At 42.8% G+C, this 18,119-nt stretch carries 18 protein-coding genes; 3 read left to right on the forward strand and 15 right to left on the reverse strand.

The window, feature by feature from the left end; translation table 11 throughout:
* Window positions 1-3: 3 nt before the first annotated feature.
* A complete protein-coding gene (locus OU792_RS11325) occupies window positions 4-1,878 on the reverse strand; it encodes a gamma-glutamyltransferase family protein (protein WP_274670225.1) in 1,875 nt (624 codons plus the stop codon).
* A gap of 10 nt (window positions 1,879-1,888) precedes the next feature.
* A complete protein-coding gene (locus OU792_RS11330; protein ID WP_274670226.1) occupies window positions 1,889-2,950 on the reverse strand; it encodes a carboxypeptidase-like regulatory domain-containing protein in 1,062 nt (353 codons plus the stop codon).
* 164 nt (window positions 2,951-3,114) lie between these two features.
* Between OU792_RS11330 and OU792_RS11335 the strand changes: the two genes are divergently transcribed.
* The 3 genes from OU792_RS11335 (at window position 3,115) to OU792_RS11345 (ending at window position 5,959) form a co-directional block, all read left to right on the forward strand.
* Window positions 3,115-4,470 carry a DEAD/DEAH box helicase gene (locus OU792_RS11335; RefSeq protein ID WP_026946569.1) on the forward strand — a complete coding sequence of 452 codons (1,356 nt, stop codon included), beginning with the start codon at window positions 3,115-3,117 and terminating at the stop codon, window positions 4,468-4,470.
* 89 nt (window positions 4,471-4,559) lie between these two features.
* Window positions 4,560-5,408: a hydroxymethylglutaryl-CoA lyase gene (locus OU792_RS11340; protein ID WP_134201683.1), complete on the forward strand. Its 849-nt coding sequence runs from the start codon at window positions 4,560-4,562 to the stop codon at window positions 5,406-5,408.
* Window positions 5,409-5,410: 2 nt separating this feature from the next.
* Complete coding sequence (locus tag OU792_RS11345) at window positions 5,411-5,959, forward strand: PepSY-associated TM helix domain-containing protein (protein WP_274670227.1); 549 nt, start codon at window positions 5,411-5,413, stop codon at window positions 5,957-5,959.
* Here OU792_RS11345 and dprA read toward each other — a convergent pair whose 3' ends face one another.
* From dprA to OU792_RS11410, 13 genes are all read right to left on the reverse strand, one after another.
* Window positions 5,960-7,078 carry a DNA-processing protein DprA gene (gene dprA / locus OU792_RS11350; protein ID WP_274670228.1) on the reverse strand — a complete coding sequence of 373 codons (1,119 nt, stop codon included), beginning with the start codon at window positions 7,076-7,078 and terminating at the stop codon, window positions 5,960-5,962.
* Window positions 7,059-7,412 (reverse strand): MerR family transcriptional regulator, encoded by a 354-nt coding sequence (locus tag OU792_RS11355; RefSeq protein ID WP_026946565.1) that lies wholly within the window; start codon window positions 7,410-7,412, stop codon window positions 7,059-7,061. The genes dprA and OU792_RS11355 overlap by 20 nt, the downstream gene beginning before the upstream one ends.
* Before the next feature lie 94 nt (window positions 7,413-7,506).
* Window positions 7,507-8,211 carry a 16S rRNA (uracil(1498)-N(3))-methyltransferase gene (locus OU792_RS11360; protein ID WP_274670229.1) on the reverse strand — a complete coding sequence of 235 codons (705 nt, stop codon included), beginning with the start codon at window positions 8,209-8,211 and terminating at the stop codon, window positions 7,507-7,509.
* A gap of 74 nt (window positions 8,212-8,285) precedes the next feature.
* Entirely contained in the window at window positions 8,286-10,007 is a 1,722-nt protein-coding gene (locus OU792_RS11365; RefSeq protein ID WP_274670230.1) for a DEAD/DEAH box helicase, read from the reverse strand.
* A gap of 219 nt (window positions 10,008-10,226) precedes the next feature.
* Window positions 10,227-11,018: a queuosine precursor transporter gene (locus tag OU792_RS11370; protein ID WP_274670231.1), complete on the reverse strand. Its 792-nt coding sequence runs from the start codon at window positions 11,016-11,018 to the stop codon at window positions 10,227-10,229.
* Window positions 11,015-11,932 carry a ribonuclease Z gene (locus tag OU792_RS11375; protein ID WP_274670232.1) on the reverse strand — a complete coding sequence of 306 codons (918 nt, stop codon included), beginning with the start codon at window positions 11,930-11,932 and terminating at the stop codon, window positions 11,015-11,017. The genes OU792_RS11370 and OU792_RS11375 overlap by 4 nt, the downstream gene beginning before the upstream one ends.
* Complete coding sequence (locus tag OU792_RS11380; protein WP_026946560.1) at window positions 11,929-12,318, reverse strand: STAS domain-containing protein; 390 nt, start codon at window positions 12,316-12,318, stop codon at window positions 11,929-11,931. Before OU792_RS11380 ends, OU792_RS11375 begins: the two co-directional genes overlap by 4 nt.
* 99 nt (window positions 12,319-12,417) lie before the next feature.
* On the reverse strand, window positions 12,418-13,362 hold the full coding sequence (locus OU792_RS11385; protein WP_274670233.1) for a phosphoribosylaminoimidazolesuccinocarboxamide synthase: 945 nt from the start codon (window positions 13,360-13,362) through the stop codon (window positions 12,418-12,420).
* Window positions 13,363-13,416: 54 nt separating this feature from the next.
* Window positions 13,417-14,508: a toxin-antitoxin system YwqK family antitoxin gene (locus tag OU792_RS11390; protein WP_274670234.1), complete on the reverse strand. Its 1,092-nt coding sequence runs from the start codon at window positions 14,506-14,508 to the stop codon at window positions 13,417-13,419.
* 46 nt (window positions 14,509-14,554) lie between these two features.
* Complete coding sequence (locus OU792_RS11395; protein ID WP_100626808.1) at window positions 14,555-15,736, reverse strand: acetyl-CoA C-acyltransferase; 1,182 nt, start codon at window positions 15,734-15,736, stop codon at window positions 14,555-14,557.
* A 41-nt stretch (window positions 15,737-15,777) separates the two neighbouring features.
* Entirely contained in the window at window positions 15,778-16,392 is a 615-nt protein-coding gene (locus OU792_RS11400; RefSeq protein ID WP_274670235.1) for a hypothetical protein, read from the reverse strand.
* Entirely contained in the window at window positions 16,382-17,026 is a 645-nt protein-coding gene (locus OU792_RS11405) for a hypothetical protein (RefSeq protein WP_274670236.1), read from the reverse strand. Before OU792_RS11405 ends, OU792_RS11400 begins: the two co-directional genes overlap by 11 nt.
* Window position 17,027: 1 nt before the next feature.
* Window positions 17,028-17,993 (reverse strand): vWA domain-containing protein, encoded by a 966-nt coding sequence (locus OU792_RS11410; RefSeq protein WP_133391430.1) that lies wholly within the window; start codon window positions 17,991-17,993, stop codon window positions 17,028-17,030.
* Between the last annotated feature and the right edge of the window lie 126 nt (window positions 17,994-18,119).

Consider the following 18,119-nt stretch of genomic DNA (forward strand, 5'->3'; position numbering starts at 1 on the left):
TAATTACCATGCGATCCCATAATCGTCTCCGTAGTTAGCACTTCCTCCCCACATACTGCCATGCTTCCAGTCAAACCAAATCGCATTGATAGGTCCGGATGTTCGTGGCCAAAAGTCCATGATGTAGCCTTTCTTGACCAACTCAGACCTGATCCATACGGGGGTGTCATCCCGGAGAATCATATGGCCGGGCTTGATTTCATGGGCTCCAAAAGAACTTTGCATTTGTAGGGAATTCATATTCGCAGCTTCCACTGCCTCTTGCACGTTCATATCAAATTCAACCACATTTAAGAAAAACTGCAGTAGGTTTTGATCCTGAGAGTCACCTCCCTGCACTGCAAAGGATAAAAATGGCTTTCCGTCCTTCAGTGCCAAACTTGGAGTCAAAGTAACTCTAGGTCTTTTTCCCGGCTCAGGGAGATTGTATGGGTTTAGCTTTTCATCCAGCACAAAGCTCTGCATACGCTGACTCAGGCCCACTCCGGTACGACCTGCAATTACAGCCGGTACCCAACCGCCACTTGGAGTTACGGACACAACCCAACCGTCCTTATCTGCTGCCTGAATGGAGGTGGTACCACTGAAAAAGGCTTCAAAATATGGATCATCTGTACCTGATAGTTCAGCCAGGTGAATTTGCTCTTTAGTAGTTTCGCCTTGAAGGCTAAGCATATTTTTGAAAGGATTACTTCCTCCTTGGTAAGGGTAAGGATCTCCTGCGCCCATTTCGGGATCGTTGATGTCTTTGATTAGTTTCGCTCGATCTTTTGCATATTCTTTCGACAAAAGGCCTTGAATCGGGCTTTTTGGCTCAAAAGCCGGATCGGAGTAATAAAAGTCCCGGTCGGCAAATGCTAAACTCATGGCTTGATACACTGTGTGAAGATACTCGGCACTGTTGTAGCCCATTTGCTTCAGATCAAAGTTTTCCAGAATGTTCAATGATTGAAGCAAAGCCGGGCCTTGGGTCCACTCTTGGAGCTTGTAGACCTGAATTCCTTTATAATCGACCATCAAAGGCTCTTCAATTTTCACTTCCCAGTTAGCCAGATCTTCTTCTGTAAAAAGACCACCTTGCTCTTGGGTACCTCGGACGATTTCCTTAGCGATGTCTCCCTTATAAAACCGCTCATTTGCGGCGTAAATCGCTTCTTCTCTGGATTTTCCTGCGGCAAGGGCTTCCTTTTCGCTCTCTACTAATTTCTTCAAAGTCTCATACAAGTCCTTTTGAACAAAAATCTCACCGGGTGCTGGTGCCTCCCTTTCCTCACCAAGGTGGGGAAGGAAAACTTCTTTGGAGTAGGGCCATTCTTTGATTCTCTCTTTAGAACCTTCGATGGAATTGGCTGTCTGCGCTTCGATTGGATAGCCTTGGGCGAGTTGCATGGCAGGAGCGAGAATCTGCTCTAAGGAAAGTGTGCCGTATTCTGCCAGCATGGTCATCAAACCACCGGGAGTACCAGGGGTAGTAGCCGCCAAAGGACCAAAGGCTGGCGGGTATTCCATTCCCTGAGATTTGTAAAACTCTACTGTCGCACCTGTAGGTGCATAGCCAAGGGCATTGATAGCAATGACTTTTTTGAGTTCAGGGTGATAAATCAATGCCTGTGTTTCACCTCCCCAAGAGAGCACGTCCCACATGGTAGCTGTGGCAGCAAGCATCGCGCAAGCTGCATCCACTGCATTGCCTCCTTGATTGAAAATAGTGGCACCGGCTGTAGCTGCAAGAGGCTTTCCGGTAATTGCCATCCAATTCTTGCCATGTAGGATGGGTTTTTCTGTTGGGGTTTGTCCGGGGGCAAGCCCAGGTAGATTTTGACCAAAGGTCAAAAAGGAAAATGACAGCAGGGTGACAAGGGTAAAGATTTTTTTCATCGTAGAATATTTAGGGTTGGTCTACTTCATCAAGTAGCTGATTGATAATAGGTTTGAATCCGGGGAACATTGAGTTGTAGTGGGTGAATATTTGAAATATCGCACTGGGGTCTTTCACATTGAAGCTATTGTTGGAAGTGTAAGCTTCTATTTCTTCGGCTTTGTCTCCAAAAATCTGGAAGAACTTCTTTCGCTTTCTTGGGATTTCAATGATGTTTTTGCCCTCTAGGTAGTAATAGGTATTCCGCTTTAGAATTTTGTCATTTCGCTCCCCAACCATCAGGGCTTGATTATAATTTGATTCTTTGAGGAAGGTGGTCGTTCGTCTCATCAGTGAAAGTTCTCCATCAACAAGCACTTCGAAAAAACCAGAAATGGGGGCTCCATCTTCCCGGAAGTCCATACCATTCACAAAATATCTAGGCACTTGGTAGGTGGAGTCTATCCACACGATATTTTGGACTCGTAGGCCAGGCATGACAGACACCAGGTTATTCTCTGGTTCCATCAGTTCAAACATATTGGATACAATGTTATAACGCGCACGGAATCCTTCCAGCATTTGCTGGTCTCGGTAGAGTAGGATAGAGGCTCTATTCCATTTGCTGTCCAGATAATTATTTCCTTCTAATTTTTTGGGTTCCGGTGGAATTCCGTACACCATATTTCCTCCAATAAAATTGGGGCGCTCATTGAGAAGGCGAATGATATTATCGGCTCGAATGGTCTTTTGCAGGGCTTGTCCACTTCCTGAGGCACCTAGTCTTACTAGTGAAATGGTTCCCAAGTTTGTATCTTCTTTGAGTTTGATGCTTTGTTCTAGCCGGTTGTATCCATTGTAATTGACCGCAAGTATATATTTGTCTTTTGGTAGATTTTTAAATTCAAAATTACCACCAGCCACAGTGGTTGTACCAAAAGCAGTACCACGAAGTGTGACACTTACTCCATCGATATACTCCCCGGATTCCGAATCGACAATTTTACCCGAAATGGAAAAGTTCTGAGCTTGAACGAGGCCTGATAAAAACAGGAGCAGGAAAATTGAAATTTGAGCAAGGGTTTTTGACATAAAAGGGCGATCAAATAAGACTGAAGAAAGATAGTCAAATCAGAACGTTATTTCAATTGAACTGTCGATGAAGGACTTTATCGCTTGCAGATTGGCTTTCAAGCCGAATTCGAGTTATATTTGATGAGCTTCGTAAAGCTTTTTATCACTTTAATTATCCCATTTTGGATTTCTCAGTATTTAATTTTGAATCCAGTCTACAAGAAGGACTGGATGCTATGGGCTTTGAAAAGCCTACCCCCATTCAGGAAAAAGCCATACCGGTTATCATTCAAAATAGAGACCTGATTGCCTGCGCACAAACTGGCACAGGAAAGACGGCTGCCTTTATACTTCCGGTTTTAAATAAAATTTCGAAATCAGGCAGTTCTTCACTCAATACATTGATTTTAGCACCTACCCGAGAACTAGCCATACAAATCGATCAGCAGATTCAAGGATTTGCTTACTTCTTGGGAATCAGTTCTATCCCAGTATATGGAGGTGGTGATGGAATCGTTTGGGAGCAGCAGAAAAAAGCGCTCGAGACTGGAGCAGAAATCGTCGTAGCAACGCCAGGAAGATTGATTGCCTTGCTTGCTGGTGGAAAAATAGACTTGAGTTCACTTGAGCACCTGATTCTAGACGAAGCTGATCGAATGCTGGATATGGGCTTTTCTGACGATATTTTAAAAATCATCAATTACCTCCCAAAAAACCGCCAGACAGTTCTTTTTTCTGCTACCATGCCACCTAAAATCCGGCAGTTTAGTATGAAAATCCTTCAAAACCCGGAGGAGATTTCCATCGCATTAGGCAAAACAGCAGAAGGCGTGACACAGTCTTTTTATTCTGTGTATGATGGCCAAAAGGAAGACCTTGTAACCAATATCCTTTCTCAGAAAGATTATGAAGCAGTGATCATTTTTGCCTCAACTAAGGATAAGGTCAAGTCGCTTCATAAAGTCCTGCGAAAGAAGTTTGAAGTAGAAGCATTTCATTCTGATCTAGAGCAAGTTGAGCGTGAGAAGATCATGTCTAATTTCAAGAATAAGACCTTGAAAATTCTGGTGGGGACGGATATTATTTCTAGGGGAATTGATGTGGTTGGGATTGAACTAGTGATCAACTTTGATACTCCAGGAGATCCCGAGGATTATGTGCATCGAGTGGGTCGAACCGCAAGAGCTGATATGGAAGGTGAAGCGATCACTTTTGTTAATCCCAAGGATCAACCCAAATTCCGAAGAATTGAAGAACTAATCGGTATGGAAATCAACCAGTTGGAATTGCCTGAAGGATTTGAAAAAGGCCCTGCTTATAGTAGGGAGGATAAAAGATCCAGAAATGACAAACCCAAATTCCAAAAGAAAAAAGGTGGTTCTAAATTCAAAAAGCGAGGTTCAGATTTTTCCAAAAAGACTAATCCTTCTGAGAAGTTTCAGCCGAAAGCTTCGCAAAATGAATCCAAACCCAACGATCCCAAGCCAAGCAGACCTGCTTCCGGAAAATTCTCAAATAGGAAAAACGTAATTGATTGATGCGCTTTCAATTCTGAGCAGACAAACAGGCTATTCTCTGCTCAGACATTTTTGGAAGTTTGTTTTCATCATTCTGCCTATCTTCGAGCATGATTCAATTGATCGAATGTCCACGGGATGCCATGCAGGGAATTCCGGATTTCATAGATACTTCCATCAAAGCAGCCTACATCAATCAGCTTTTAGAGGTAGGCTTTCACACCATTGATTTTGGTAGCTTCGTAAGTCCAAAAGCCATTCCTCAAATGCGGGATACAGCTGAGGTGTTGGAAATGCTTGATTTGCATAAAGCTCAATCCAAACTATTGGCGATTGTGGCCAATGTTAGAGGCGCGGAGGATGCCTTGCAGTTTGAAGAAATCGATTACCTTGGTTTTCCACTTTCTGTCTCTGAGACCTTTCAACAAAGAAATACCAAGGCTAGCATTGCCCAAGCTTTAGAGACTGTCGAGTCAATTCAAAATCTTTGTGAAATCAAGGGCAAAGAACAGGTAGTTTACCTGAGCATGGGATTTGGAAATCCTTACGGCGATCCATATTCACCGGAATTGGTGGCAGAATTTGTAGAAAAACTTGATCAGTTGGATGTAAAGACCATTTCACTGAGTGATACGATTGGAGTAGCTGATACGGATTTGATTACAAAGCTTTTTGAAGTACAAATCAACTCTTTTCCCCACCTCACTTTCGGGGCTCACTTGCATAGCCGTCAGGAATCTATCCAGGAAAAGGTACTCGCTGCAGTCCAAGGAGGATGTCGAAGATTTGATGGAGCACTGAAAGGTTTTGGAGGATGTCCGATGGCCAAGGATGATTTAGTTGGAAATATGGCTACAGAAGTGATGATTGAGGCATTGGAAGGAGAGGGCTTTGACCTGCAACTAAATAAGGCTGAGCTTGGAGAAGCCATGAAACTTGCCAATTCTGTTTTTTATTGAATATGAGTAGCTCCAAAATCCAGCACAAAGTCAAGGCTACCCGAAACTACCGCTATTTGCATAAATGGCTGGGATTGCCTTTGCTGATATTCTTTTTCCTGATCGGGATTACATCCATTCTGTTGGCTTGGAAAAAGAAAGCTGAATTGCTTCCACCTACTCTCAAATCCCAGGTGGAAAATGGAACCTGGATTCTGCCATCCGAAATGACTCGGATTGGGGAAGAGGAGATGAAGAAACTGGGTAGGGATGAGGAAGTGGATAGAATTGATATTCGCCCGGACAAAGGAATTGCCAAAGTGACTTTTAAAACTCATTTTACAGAAGTGCAGCTCGATGGTTTCTCTGGGGAAGTTTTATCCGTGAAAACGCGACATTCCGATTGGATCGAAAAAGTGCATGACGGTAGTATTTTGGACTATTATTTCACCGACGGGGAAGGCTCGAAGCTAACTTATTCCACCTTGACTTCACTGGGATTGATTCTGATGGGAGTCAGTGGCTTCTATCTTTGGTACTATCCGAAGTTGATCAGGAGACTGAAAAAGTAATTAGACCAAAAGCTTGAATTTTTTACCTGGAAGAGACTTGACGATTCCCTCGAATTCTAGTGAAAGTAACTTCGAGGATAAAGTGCCTAGCGGGATCTCAGTCGCATAGCAAATCTGGTCAATTTCGGATTCTCCCTTTTCCTGTAAATGGGTGAGAATAGCTAATTCCTCTTTTTCCCGATTTGAAAAATCCAATTTTGGTTTTGAGAGCTTCTCTTCCCCAGGTTTGGTCCAAAAGAGTGCTTCCGCAATATCATTGGGACCAGTGTAAATAGAGGCTTTCATCTTCTTGATTAGATTGTTGCAGCCTTCCGAAAAGTTGGATTGAAGGTTTCCTGGTACCGCAAATACTTCCTTATCATAACTGTAAGCAATTTCTGCAGTGATAAGTGCACCGCCTTTCGCTGCCGCTTCTACCACGATTAATGCATCTGACAAACCTGCGATAATTCGGTTTCTTGCTGGAAAGTTACCCGGCATCATTTTGCTGCCTGGGGCATATTCACTTAAAAGAGCTCCACTTTCCTGAAGTTGCTCGGCGGTCTTTCTATGAACTGCCGGGTAAATCTGATCGATAGGGGAGCCCATTACGGCCAGGGTGGGAAGTCCTGCATGAATAGCTGCTCGATGTGCCTCAATGTCAATCCCGTATGCTAATCCAGAAATAATCGCAGGCTGATAAACCGAAAGGTCCTCAATGATTCTTTTTGTGGCTGACCGACCATAAGAGGTAGCACTTCTGGTACCCACTATTCCGACGGTTCGTTCGAAATTCAAATCAGCTTTTCCTTTCGAAAAAAGCAAAACGGGTCCATCTTCCTGTGCTTTTAGACGTTGGGGGAATTTTGGGTCCAGATGGGTAAGGATTTCAAAGCCCTTTTTCTCAGAAGTTGCTATTAAATCATCCGCTTTTCGCAGGAGTTCCTCTCTGCTTTCACGAAGTGCAAGTAGCTTGGGACCTACTTTTGGGATTTTAGAAGCTTTACCTTTTGGAATGTCAAAAAATGCCTTTGGGGATCCCGAATAGGCTAATATCGCTTTGAAAAGGCTTGGCCCAATCTTGGGAGCCAGAGCCAAAGCAATAAAACGCCGGATATGTTCATGATCCGGATTTTGCATGGAATTCGTCGCGAATGGTCGCTAAAAACTCTTTAATCTCCTGAAGCTTCTGTACTGCCGCAACTTTGTCAAAGCCTTGCTCCTGTCCATGAGCAATGACCTCCCTTGCTCCATCCAGCGTATACCCTTTTTCCTTTACCAAATGATAGACAAAACGGATTTTTTGGATATCGTCCTTCGTAAATCTGCGGTTGCCACGTTTGTCTTTTTTGGGTTTGATGATATCAAATTCTCCTTCCCAAAAGCGAATAAGCGAAGGAGCAACTTTAAACATGTCGGCAACTTCACCGATTGAATGATATTTTTTCTCTATGATTTTCTCTTTGTACGGCACAGCTTTGGGAATTATTTCAAACAATAAACTAAAATACAAAATCAATTGATGACTTCAAGAATGACTTGAAGTGATTTCTATAAAAATAAACTGCTTAACGGTTTAATATCTGCAACATCTGCACAGCAGCGAGTCCAGCAGTCTCGGTTCGAAGTCTGCTTTTTCCCAAGGAGACAGGTTCAAAACCATTTGAAATCGCCCGCTTGATTTCTTCAGGTTCAAAATCACCTTCTGGTCCAATTAAAATAAGGTAGTCTCGAGTGGGTTTGGCTACGTCCAAAAGATGATTTTGGTGGTTTTCATCCACATAGGCAATAAATTTTTGAAAACCCGAAAATGCGGTATTCGCTATCAAATCAGAAAAGATGATGTCTGAATGGACTCTGGGTTTAAAGTATTGCTTGCTCTGCTTACAAGCAGAAATGATTTTCTTTTCGAGTCTGTCAGTTTTCAAATAGGTTCTTTCCGAATTTTGACTCTTCATCAGGTAGATTTCATGAAAACCGATCTCTGTAATTTTTTCTACCATCCATTCCATACGGTCAGGACTTTTGGTAGGGGCAATTGCTACATGAATTCGAAAATTATCTTCCGGAGTTTTTTCAACATCGATTACCAGAAGGCTAGTCTTTTTGGGATTAGCATCTTGAATCCTGCAATGATACAAATTGCCATTTCCATCTGTCAGATCTACCGAATCACCTGTTTTTTTCCTTAAAACACGAATCAGATGTTTGGATTCTTCTGGTTCGAGTTGGACCTCAGGAGGCTGAATATTTTCTTGAAAAAAAAGTGGCATGGTTGATTTTTGATACAAAAAAAGCACATTTCCCGAAAGAAATGTGCTTTAACCAAATTAACCTTAACCTATAATCAACCTTTTGAAATTTCCATATTTACGGATTTCCCTTTGATGGTGTTTTGCTTCATGATGCGAATTACATGATCGGCATCTTTCTGCGGTACGTCCACAAAGGAGAAGTTGTCGAAGATGTCAATTCCACCGATGCTTCGTCCAGGGATTCCTGCTTCGCCGGCGATTGCACCTACGATGTCATTGGGACGGATACGGTCACGCTTTCCGAGGTTGAGGAAAAGTCTAGCCATATTGGCTTCAGTAGCTCTTCCGCCACCTCTACGCTCTCGACCACCTTCTCTTCGCTCGCCACGACGTGCGCCATCGCGATCTCTTCCGCCACGCTCAAATCTTCCGCCTCTATCTCCGCGATCATTTCTTTCTCTTCTTCTGTCCTGGAAGGAAGGAAGGGAGAAATCCTGATCTCTAAGTTCCTTAACAGCCTCACCCATGGTCATTTTGATTAGACCTAGCGCAATTTGCTCTGGGGTAAGTCCTTCAGTAAGTAATTGACCCAAAGTCTCTTCGAAGATCTGATTGTCTTCTTCTTTGGCCAAGGTGCGATGTACATCTTTTACCAGCTGAGCCTTCTTCATGTCAATCAGTTCGTTGACAGAAGGAGGATCCATTTTATTAATGGAAGCCTTCGTGAATCGTTCAAGATCCTTGATCTTCATCGTATCTCTACGACCGGTCACGAAGTTGACAGCTACACCGGATTTACCTGCGCGGCCTGTTCTTCCGATTCTGTGTACGTAGTATTCTTCGTCCAAAGGAAGATCGAAATTGAATACTGCCTCTACATTGTCCACGTCGATTCCTCGAGCAGCCACATCCGTAGCTACCAAGACATTACAGATTCCTTTGCGGAATTTACCCATCACTTTGTCTCTTTGTGCTTGGGACAGGTCTCCGTGAAGTGCTTCTGCTACGATTCCTCTTGAGCCTAGAGATTCAGTTACCTCATCAGTCATTCGCTTCGTGTTACAGAATACAACCGACAGATTGTAGTTATTTACCGTCATCAATCGAACCATCAGTTCCATTTTCAAGGAAGGCTTTACTTCATAGTAAATCTGTTCGATGCGATCGACAGTCAGTTCTTTTTTCGCCACTTTGATGATGTGCGGGTCATTCTGATACTTTCTGGTCAAATCCATAATTGGCTTGGCCATAGTTGCGGAGAAGAAGACGGTTTGTCTTTCTTCAGGCATTTCTTGAAGGATGGCTTCGATATCATCTCTAAAGCCCATATCCAACATTTCATCCGCTTCATCCAATACGATGATTCCAGCATCTTCAAGTTTCAAGGTACCTCTATTGATGTGATCTTGAACTCGACCTGGAGTACCTACTACGATTTGTACGCCTTTCTTCAGTGTTCGAATCTGCTTGTCGATTGATTCGCCACCGTAGATAGCTACAGAAGTAATTCTGCGATGATACTTTGCCAGTTTTTGGAATTCACCTTCTACCTGTACCGCTAGCTCGCGAGTAGGGCATAGGATGATAGCCTGAGGTTTGTTGAAGTCAGGGTCGACCAAATCAATGATCGGAATAGCGAATGCTGCTGTTTTACCTGTACCTGTTTGGGCTTGACCGATTACGTCATGTCCTTCGAGTACGTAAGGGATAGCTTGCTCTTGAATTGGGGAAGGTTGGGTATAGCCCATCTCTTCCACTGCCTGTAGAATTTCTTTCGAAATCCCCAGGTCTGAGAATTTTGTGTTGTTTTCCATGATGTTTCCTTACTTTTTCTTGCCATGTTCCTTGATCCCAGACAAGCGACAGTAAGGAAATCACGGCTCAGAAAAAATTATTCTATGTCAAAATTGACGGTGCAAAAGTACGTATAAATATTTTGTAAAACAAGAGAAGGTTTGAATGTTTTAGAATAATGTTTAAAAAATCGAGAGATTTATAAAAAATAATTTGGTAGACCCTTGTTGAGTTTGCTTTTAAAGGAAGGTTCTATCGGAGGAGGCTTCTTTCATCATTTTTTCTGCCAAATCTTTCCCGAGATAGCGATCAATCAGCCCATGTCCAAGATAGAGCAGGGGAGTAAGTAGAATTGCAACTGAAAATTTGTATACATAGTTGATGATTCCCACTGCGATAACTTGACTTAGGTCCCAATTTCCGAAGATGTAGAATGCTATTCCCAATACCACAAATGAATCGAAAAACTGACTGACTAAGGTGGAACCTGTTGCACGCAACCAGATCATTTTTGATCCGGTGACGGCTCGTAGTTTTTGGAATACAAAGACATCGACCAACTGACCCAAGAGGAAGGCAGTGAGTGAACCAATGATGATTCCCAATCCCTGTCGGAATATGGTATTGAATGCATAGGAAATATCAAAGGATTCTCCTGTAGGAGTTTGAGCATTGACATCCAGCCAAAAATCAGCTGGTACTAAAATGGTCACGACGCTGATAACCACAAATACATAGGCAATCAATCCTGCAGTCAGAAAACTTATCTTACGAACACCTTTCTTTCCAAAATACTCATTAATAATATCTGTGGTCACAAAGACAATAGGCCAAATTACAGCGCCTGCGGTCAGATTGAAGTCCAAGATATATTCCCCAAAAAATTTCCAATTGACAGGCTCAAAACCAAAAGTTCGCTCTGCTGAAAAGATTTTCACTCCAATAATTTCCGCCAAGATAGCATTAGTCAGAAATATTGAACCCAAAATGATGAAGAGATTGGTCTTTTTGGAAGATTCGTTGCGTGTCATAGTTGATAAATTTCTCCCTCTACACTGAGTTCAACATTTTCGAATATCGGTTTGGCTTCTTCTAGCATAGGATTCAGATCCTTATATCTGGAGGAGAAATGCCCTAAAATCAGTTTTTTTACGGAAGATTCTGCTGCTATGGATGCTGCCTGACCTGCTGTGCTATGCATGGTGAGCTCTGCTCTTTCTTTCTCCGCATCCAAGAAAGTAGACTCATGATACAGTAAATCCACCCCGGCGATGTATTCTTTCAATTCGGGCCAATAAATGGTGTCTGAACAATAGGCATATGTCCGTGTAGCTTCCTGTGGGTAGCAGTATTCCCTCACCGGATAGAATGAACCATCTACGCCGATATAGTCCATTCCTTTCCGAAGGGATTGAATAGCTTCAACGGGTAACTTTTCGGCTTCCAATTTTGATTTAATCAGGTTACGAAGACCTGCTTTTTCTTTGATCAAAAAACCAGTGGTAGGAAGACGGTGGCGAAGCGGGAAGCTATAAACCATCAATTGTGGGGTGTTTACCAATAGATTTAATCCGTCATCAGTAGTAATATGAAAATCAATTGAATATGTCAATTGAGTATTACTCCATCTAAAGTGAGTACTAATGATTTCATCTAGACCTTTTGGTCCAAAAATAGTCAAAGGATTGTTTCTCCTGGCCAAATGAAAACTGGATAATAATCCAATCAAGCCCAAGTAGTGATCCCCATGAAGGTGGGAGATAAAAATATAATTGATTTTGGAATACTTCAGCCGAAACCTGCGAAGTTGCATTTGCGTGCCTTCACCACAGTCGATTAGCATCAATTCACTTCCCAGCTTTACGAGCTGGGAGGTGTGATTGCGACCATGTACAGGAATCGATGAAGTATTCCCAAGTATCGTTACCTCAAATTCTGGTCTCAATCCTCTTCTTCCTCGTCCTCTTCTACTGCCCCGTTTTCAATTTCATGCATGAAGACCGCTTCTCCAGCCTCTTCCAAGTCATTGACTAGATTAAGCTTTTTGTCCAGCATGGAGATTTTCAAAAGCTTCAGCACATGATCCTGCACACCAGAGATCAAAAACAAGCCTCCATTGTTTCCATATTCACGATCTCCAACCAATAAGGCGCTAAGCCCTGAGGAATCTACATACTTCACGTGGCTCATGTCTAGTACAAGCTTTTCGTAGCCTTCTGCATGCACAGTCAAAAGCTCAGATTTCAACTTTGGTGCTAGCGTAGAGTCCAATTTTTCCTCCATTGGAGTGAAAATCACATATTGTTCTTTTTTGTCAATGCTATACTTCATATAATTTTTGTTTTGCCTTTCCTTCGAAATGAAAGGATGAATCCTGCCCGGAAATAAAATCAATAATTAATTTACTTTCCTGCTTGATACTTGTTGATTTTAGTTTTCGTTTAGATACTTTTTTATTGCTTCTTCGATGCGGGTTTCGATCGCATCCGTTTCAGCTTTTACAAATTTCTCTCCGGTGATTTTTTCGAATAGCTCAATATAGCGATCCGAAATGCTTTGTACAATCTCATCAGTCATTTCAGGCACCTCCTGGCCATCTTTTCCTTGAAAGCCATTCCCAATCAGCCATTGTCTCACAAATTCCTTCGATAATTGACGCTGAGCTTTTCCTTCTTTTTGGTTTTGCTCGTATCTATCCGCATAGAAATATCTACTGGAATCCGGTGTGTGAATTTCGTCGATTAGAAAAATTTCTCCCTCGTACTTTCCAAATTCATATTTCGTGTCCACCAGGATCAACCCCTTTTCTTTCGCCATCTCTTGTCCGCGTTGGAATAAGGCTCTTGTGTACTTTTCCAAGACTTCATAATCTTCCTTGCTGACGATTCCTTTCGCTAAGATGCCCTCTTTGGAAATATCCTCATCATGCCCTTCGGAAGCTTTGGTAGTCGGTGTAATAATGGGGGTGGGGAAAGCATCGTTTTCCTTCATTCCTTCTGGCATCGGGACGCCACAGATCATTCGCTTTCCGGCTTTATACTCACGAGCAGCATGTCCAGACAGGTAGCCACGAATTACCATTTCTACCTTGAATGGCTCGCATCGTTTTCCTATTGTGACATTGGGATCTGGCGTGGCGGTTACCCAATTAGGTACTAAGTCAGAAGTAGCTTCAAGGAATTTGGCTGCGATTTGATTTAATACCTGGCCTTTGAAAGGAATAGGACGTGGAAGCACCACATCGAAGGCAGATATTCGATCAGAGGCCACAACTACAAGTTCTTTGTCGAAAATATAGACATCTCTTACCTTTCCTTTATAAAAGTCAATTTGTGCAGGAAATTGGAAGTTGGTCTCTTTGATTGCGTGGCTCATGATTCAGATGTTTTGGCAAAAATAGGAAAGCTTTTATTCAATTAAAGGGAATGATTAGTAATCAATCTTTTTTCTAATCGATTCTTTTTTCTCGGTTCGGATTAGCTCGCCTGATTCATCATAATACTCCCAAGTGCCGGTAGGAATTCCCCGCTGGTAAAAGCGAACTTCCTCAAGTGAGCCATCTTCCCGAAATACTTGGATTTCACCGGATTCAAGTCCTTGAAGGAAAGTGATTTCCATTTTCAATTGACCATTTGGGTGATAATGTAGTTCTCGGCTTGCAAGATCAGATCTTGGAGAAAATTCCCGGACTAAAGCTTTTTTTCCATCTGCATGAAAGGTTTCGAGAGGGCTAGTTGGAATTCCATTTTTGAAAGTAATTTTTTGACGCAGTTTTCCATTTTCATAAAATTCCTTCGACTCGCCAGAAATTACCCCGTTTTTATAAGATGTCTTCTTTTGGATACTTCCATCCTGAAAATATTCAAGGTATTCACCATCTAAGAATCCCTTCTTGTAATTGGCTACGACATCTTTACTACCGTCCTCATAGAAAGTAAACTCTTCACCTTCTAGCTCCCCATCTCGGTAAGTTGCTCTTCGCTTGATTTTACCATTTGGGTAATACTCTTCATATGGCCCCTGAAGCCTTCCTGCTTCAAAATGGATAATTTGCTGCACAGCGCCATCCGGGAAAAAGCGTTCACTTTTTCCATTGGGGACATTGTTGGAAAACTCAGTCCTGTCCTGAAGCTGACCATTTTCAAAGTAAGTCGTAACCGGCCCTTCGATTTGATCATTTTCGTAGCGGAGCTCTTGTCTGATTGTACCATCCAAAAAGAATGTCTGACTTACTCCATGCTTCAGATTGTTTTGAAAAGGAATGGTTCGCAGTGTGTCTCCTGTATCCGGATTCAATTCTACGAAAAGCCCTTCACGCTGATCAGCTTTGAGATTTCCGAGTAGAATCAATTTACCCTCTTCATTAAACCGTTTCAAAGTTCCTTCTGCCTTTCCATTGACGGTGGGGTAGATTTCTTTGAGCATGGTCTGCTGCTCGTCATAAAATACCCGAACCATTTCCTGCCCATAGACGGGACTGAGGCTAATCAGAAGTAGAATGAAGGGTGCAAAACGTTTCATAAAAAAATCCGCGACAGAATATGCCGCGGATACTTTGTGGGTTTGATTATAATTTTTCAATCACCATAGCAGAGGCACCGCCACCTCCGTTACAAATTCCGGCTACGCCAATGGAGCCGGATTGCTGATGAAGGACTGAATTCAAGGTGGAAATGATTCTAGCACCTGATGCTCCAAGCGGATGTCCGAGAGAAACAGCTCCGCCATAGACATTTAGCTTGGCTGGGTCTAATTTCAATTCTTTTTGATTGGCTAAAGCTACCGCTGAGAAGGCTTCATTGATCTCATAGAAATCTACCTCATCGGCACTGATACCTGCATGCTGAATAGCTTTTGGAATGGCTAGTGCCGGAGCGGTAGTAAACCAAAGCGGATCAGTAGCAGCATCTGCAAAGCCTCGGATTTTTGCCAGCGGCTTAAGACCCAATTCATCTGCTTTTTCCTTGCTGACCAAGACCAAAGCAGAAGCTCCATCATTCATGGTAGATGCGTTGGCTGCTGTGACCGTGCCTTCCTTATCGAATACTGGACGGAGACTTGGGATTTTTTCAAACATGACGTTTTTGTACTCCTCATCTTCATCGATCAGAATAGTCTCGCCTTTTCTGCCCTTCATTTCTACAGGAACTACCTCATCCTTGAAGTATCCTTTCGCCCAAGCATCAGCTGCACGCTGGTAGGATTGAATGGCATAAGCATCTTGTTCTTCTCGCGAGATATTCATTTCCTTAGCGGTATTGTCGGCGCAGTTGCCCATCGGGAACTTATAATACACCTCAAAAAGTCCATCTTTTACAAGGCCATCTACAAACTCCGCATTGCCATATTTATATCCAAAACGAGCCTTAGGTACGTAGAATGGAACATTTGACATGCTTTCCATGCCTCCAGCCACAACTACATCGTTGATGCCAAGCATGATGCTTTGAGCTCCAAACATGACCGATTTCATACCTGATGCACATACCTTATTAACCGTGGTACAAGGAACCTGATATCCTATCCCCGCTCCAATCGCTGCCTGTCTTGCGGGTGCCTGACCTAAGTTGGCCGAAATGACATTTCCCATAAAAACTTCCTGAACAGCCTCGGCTTTTACGCCCGACTTTTCCAAAGCTCCTTTGATGGCGGTAGTACCTAGCTCTACTGCTGTTAGTCCTGAAAGTTTTCCGCCGAAACTACCAAGTGGTGTCCGGACGGCTGATACGATGTATACTTCTTTGAACATGTTTATTTGGGTTTTTCTGATAAAATATTTCGCTTTTGGGTTTACCAGTCAGGAATTCCCCGCTTGGGTCGCTGAGTGGCCTTTTTTCTATTCTGTTGAATGTAGCGGAGCTCTGCGGCATTCATACTTTCAAGAATCTGTGCAGCTTGCTCAGGGGTCAAATTCATCGCTTTTAGCTTTTCCTTGAATTCCTCTAAAGTTTTTTGTCGCTCAGCAAGGTTGGCATCCATCTGATCGTTAGCGTTTTCACTGGCCGGATCCTGGCTTTTTTCCTGAGGATCTCCGGATTCAGATTCTTTTGCCTGATCCTGCTCTGTTTTTTCCCCTTGATCCTGATTTTGCTGCTGTTCGCCCTGTTCTCCCTGACTTTGTTGGTTCTCTTGGTTTTGCTGTTCTTGGTTTTGCTGATTCTGCTGCTCTTGATTTTGATTTTGCTCGTCTTCTTGCTCTTGTTCAAGCTTATCTTTCAATGCTTGCAGTTTGCTATCTCCCGGAAATTTACTCAATCCATCATTCACGGTTTGGAGTGCTTGTTCCTTTTCAGTCTTTACGTAGGAGCGAGCTGCTTTATTAAAAAAGTCACCGGCTGTCTGGGCATAGGACGTCAGTGAAAAGGTGAAAATGATTGCTGAAAGTAGTATTATTTTAGTTTTCATTGATCTCAGTGACTTCTTGAAGAGTGGTGATGAATTGCTGGTAGGCTGCCACGGTTTGATCCTGAGCCAGCGCTTCATTCATAAGGTTTAACGCATCTCGGAACCGGAATTGTTCAACCAAGCGATCAGCTTCTGCTTTTTTTCGCTTGGCAAAGTCTGATGGCTCGGGAGGATTCTCCTCTTGATTTTTTCGTTCTTCGTCTCGCTTCATCCATCTGGCAAGCAATTCATAATTATATCTTGCGACTTCGTTTAATGGATCCTTGATCAAGGCTGTTTTGAATTTACTAAGCGCAGCTTCGTATTCCTTTTTGTTTCCAAGTAAAACACCTCCCTGATTGTATGCGAAGGAAGATAGAATCATATCCGCGCTCGTACTTGCTTTGTCATAGTAACCTGCTGCCTCATCAAGCTTCTCTGAATACTGAGCACTAAGACCCAGGTTAAAATCCAACTCACTGTAGCTTACGCCGAAGCGTTCTTGCAGGGCAAGATGATCCTGGTAGGATTGTTCGTATTCTCCATTGGCAAAACTCTCCCCAGCCACATCAATCGCAGCATTCAATTCCGAATCACGCATCCATGAGGAAGGAATGAGTAAAAGAAGGCCGATGATTAATTTTCCACCGTTCATATCAAAGTTTAATGGTTTTGATGGGAAGAATCATATCCAAAACGGAAAGGATCAATCCTGCAAGTAGAAAATAGAAATATTTGTTGGAAGAGGCTTCTACCTGTCGGGTACCGATGGTGCCGCCTTCCAATCGCTCTAGATTACCGATCAAATCACTGACTTCCTGAGAAACATCCGATATTTCAAAATACCTTCCACCTGTTTCGATGGCAATTTTTTGAAGTGCATCCCGGTCCAGTCTTGTTTCCGCAGGTCTCCCTGTATTGGGATCAATCACCACGCCATTTCCGCGAGGAATAGAGCTTCCGGCATCTGTACCGATTCCCAAAGAAAAAACCTTGATACCAGCTTCTGCAAGAGAAGCGGCTACATCCTCATATTCTCCTCCGAAGTCCTCTCCGTCTGAAATCAGAACCACTGATTTGGATTTGACTTCTGGAGAAACATCGCTTACAAATCGATCTAAGGCCATTCGAAGTGGACCACTTAGGTCAGTGCCAGCATTAGGAACCAAGCCGGTATTGAGTCCATCCAGATAAAGCTGAATGACATTTTGGTCAAAAGTCAATGGACATTGCATGTAAGCTTCTGAGGAAAAAATAATAAGGCCAATTCGATCAGAAGGAAAATTTTTGATCAACTCCTTCAATTCAAATTTAATCCTTTGTAGACGGCTAGGGCCAATATCTGTCGCATTCATAGACTGAGATAGGTCAATGGCCAGGAAAATGTCCTTGCCCTCCTCTTTGACTTCCTTGGTCGATGTGCCAATAGAAGGTCCTGCAAATGCGATAAGAAAAAGAATAAAGTAGCTTGTTCGTAGAATGAGTTTAGTAAGCAATCGTCGTTTTTCGACTTTAAGTCGGCGATTGATCAACCAGAATCTGGAGATGTAAAATAAGTACCCCAAAGCAAAAGCTCCGGCTAGAATGATTAAAAGTTTGAAATCAGGATATGCCCAAATCATGGCCTGAAATTATAAAATAATTAGCAAGGAAATAACCTTTGGGATGAATGGTAAGTTTAGATTTGTGACTCCATTTGAAAATTAACAAACATTAAGCCGCTTAGGCCGTGTACTTGAAAGCTGAAT

The organism is Algoriphagus sp. NF (genome assembly GCF_028823735.1).
GTDB lineage: Bacteria > Bacteroidota > Bacteroidia > Cytophagales > Cyclobacteriaceae > Algoriphagus > Algoriphagus marincola.